This window comes from Mesorhizobium sp. M7A.F.Ca.CA.002.09.1.1, assembly GCF_003998555.1.
In the GTDB taxonomy this organism is placed as follows: domain Bacteria; phylum Pseudomonadota; class Alphaproteobacteria; order Rhizobiales; family Rhizobiaceae; genus Mesorhizobium; species Mesorhizobium ciceri.
This window is the reverse complement of record NZ_RZRR01000856.1, coordinates 1-2,411: the sequence shown is the minus strand read 5'-3', so window position 1 is coordinate 2,411 and position 2,411 is coordinate 1. Positions and strand designations below refer to the sequence as shown.

Genomic DNA, 2,411 nt, shown 5'->3' with positions numbered 1-2,411 from the left:
AATGAACCTGTAACGTTCTGGCATCGCGTTCAGATGGTCGAGCGCGCGACGGTTCATCAGTCGGAAATCACCGGTATTCGGGGCTATGTCGACGTCGACCATCCGGCGCAGCAAGCGATAGAACATGGATGCGGAGGCGAGCTTGAACCAGCTTTCGCCATCGCGCGTCAGCCTCTGGCCGTAAACCACATCGAAGCCTTCGTTCATCTTCGTCATCATCGCGCCGAGCAGTTCAGGCGGATCCTGCAGGTCGGCATCGAGAATGAGAATGCGCTGGCCGCGACAGAATTCGAGCCCGGCGCTCAACGCGATCTGGTGGCCGTAATTGCGGGCAAGGTCGATGGCGACGATATGGTCGTCCTTTTCGGCCAGCTGCAGAATGGCCTCGCGCGTACCGTCGGTCGCGCCATCGACGACAAGGACGATCTCGTAGGAAGGGCCTTGCCCAAGGCATGCGGCCGTTACCCGCCGATGCAGTTCGGCCACGCCATCCAGCTCGTTGTAGCATGGGATGACCACCGACAGCATGACGCCGCGTCGCGCGGTGTTTCTCTCCGTCTCCACCAAAGCCTTGCTCCCGCTATCCGATTGGGAATAGCGGCAATTGGTTAGAAAACAGATAAGCCAGCGGGATCGGCCGCAACCGTGGGCCGGCCATCATTTCTGCCGCACGCGGCCACCGCCCGAACCGGCAACTCCATGCGGATGCGGGCGCCTTGCCAGGAGCCGGCCAATATCCGGATGGAGCCATCGTGCAGCAGTGCGATCTGCCGGGCAAGGTTCAATCCCAGGCCCGCGCCGCGCGATTGCGGCCGCAGTCGGTAGAAGGGCTCGAAAACGTTCTCGTGCTCATCGGCTGGAATGCCTGGGCCTTCGTCGCGGATTTCGACGCCGCCGTTTTCATCGATCGCTATGGTGATCGTGCCGGAACCGCCGCCATGATCGATGGCATTGCGCACGAGATTTGCCAGCGCCCGCTCGATCTGCAGCACGTTGATCTCGACATGGACCTTGTTGGCTGGCGGCTCGAAGGCAAGATCGTAGCCTGCTTCGATGGCGAGCGGGGCGAAGTCGGCGGCGACCCGGCCGACAAGATCGCAGAGGTCTATGATCTGGCGCTGGTCCGCCGGGCGGTCGAGCAGCTGGTGGTCGAGCAGCTGTTGCGCAAGATGCGACAGGCGCTCGATGTCATGCAGCAGGCGCGCGCTTTGCGGTTCCTGCTTCAGCAATTCGGCGCGCGTGCGCAGGATGGCGATCGGCGTGCGCAGTTCGTGCGCCGCGTCGGTGAGGAAGCGGTTGTGCCGGTCATAGCCCTGGGCGAGGCGCGCCAGCGTCTGGTTGAAGGCATGCACCAGCGGCGCGATCTCCTGCGGCACATTCTTGACCGGCAGCTGCATCGCACGGGTGCCGATGTCGATGCGCGCGGCCTGCTGGACGGTGTCGACGAGGCCGGCAAACGACCGGCGCACGACGGCTGGCGTCGTCACCAGGGTCGTGGCTCCCATGACGAGGACGATCGGCAGCAGCAGGATGACGATGATGGCCGCGAGAGCGGGAAGCGCCTTCTCCCAGTTCCTGCTGCCGTCCGGGTTCTTGGCGACGTCGATGGTGGCCGAAATGGTGACTTCGAGGCCGTCGGTCTCTTCCCGCGACGATCGCGTCGCGGCAATGATCTGAACCGTGCCAGCCTTGGTCGAAACTTTTTCGAGGTAGGCCTCCGGCCTCAAATCATCTTCGGAAAATCCGATGGTGGCGTGATCGGCCTGGCCCAGCAGATCGCCAAAATTCCTGGTGTAGACGTCGGGTATGCTGCCGAAGCGGATGCTCTGGCCGTTGTTGTCGCGGATGATGTACCAGACATTGGGGAACCCCTTACGAAACGAACGCAATCCATCGGTCTCATGGACGATCAATCTGCCGTTGCCGTCACGATCGACGGCATCCTTGAGGGTGGCGACGGCAGCCTCGTTGTCGACAAGAAGCCGTGGATCGGCGATCCACAGCGCGGCCGCGCACAGCACGATGAAGACAAGAAGCGTCGCCGCCTGCAACAGGATCATCCGCCGCACCAGCACCCATTGCAGCGATCGCGTGCGCGACTTCTTCACGAGGCGGCCCGCAAGAGATAACCGAGGTTGCGGATCGCCCTGATCTCGATGCCGGCAGCGACGTCGTCGAGCTTGCGACGCAGCCGCGAAATGTGCGCATCCAATGCATTGGAGCCGATCTCGTCGTCGAGAGCATAGACGGCTTCTTCCAGCGCCCCGCGCATGATCGTCCGCCCCGGCCTGCGGATGAGCGTTTCGAGCACCAGCCGCTCGCGCCGCGGCAGTTCCAGCGCCTGGTCCTCGACAAGCGCCTCGCGATGGCGGAAATCATAGGTGAGGCGGCCGACCATCACCTGATTGGCA

3 protein-coding genes are annotated in these 2,411 nt (G+C 63.1%); all 3 read right to left on the bottom strand.

The window, feature by feature from the left end; translation table 11 throughout:
• Positions 1-528 (bottom strand): glycosyltransferase family 2 protein (locus EN994_RS27355; RefSeq protein ID WP_206530513.1); only part of this gene is annotated, 528 nt, incomplete at its 3' end.
• A gap of 80 nt (positions 529-608) precedes the next feature.
• Complete coding sequence (locus EN994_RS27350) at positions 609-2,108, bottom strand: HAMP domain-containing sensor histidine kinase (RefSeq protein ID WP_063170024.1); 1,500 nt, start codon at positions 2,106-2,108, stop codon at positions 609-611.
• Positions 2,105-2,411, bottom strand: a 307-nt coding sequence (locus tag EN994_RS27345; protein ID WP_164746244.1) for a winged helix-turn-helix domain-containing protein, incomplete at its 5' end; no start/stop codon positions are given. The genes EN994_RS27345 and EN994_RS27350, both read right to left, overlap by 4 nt.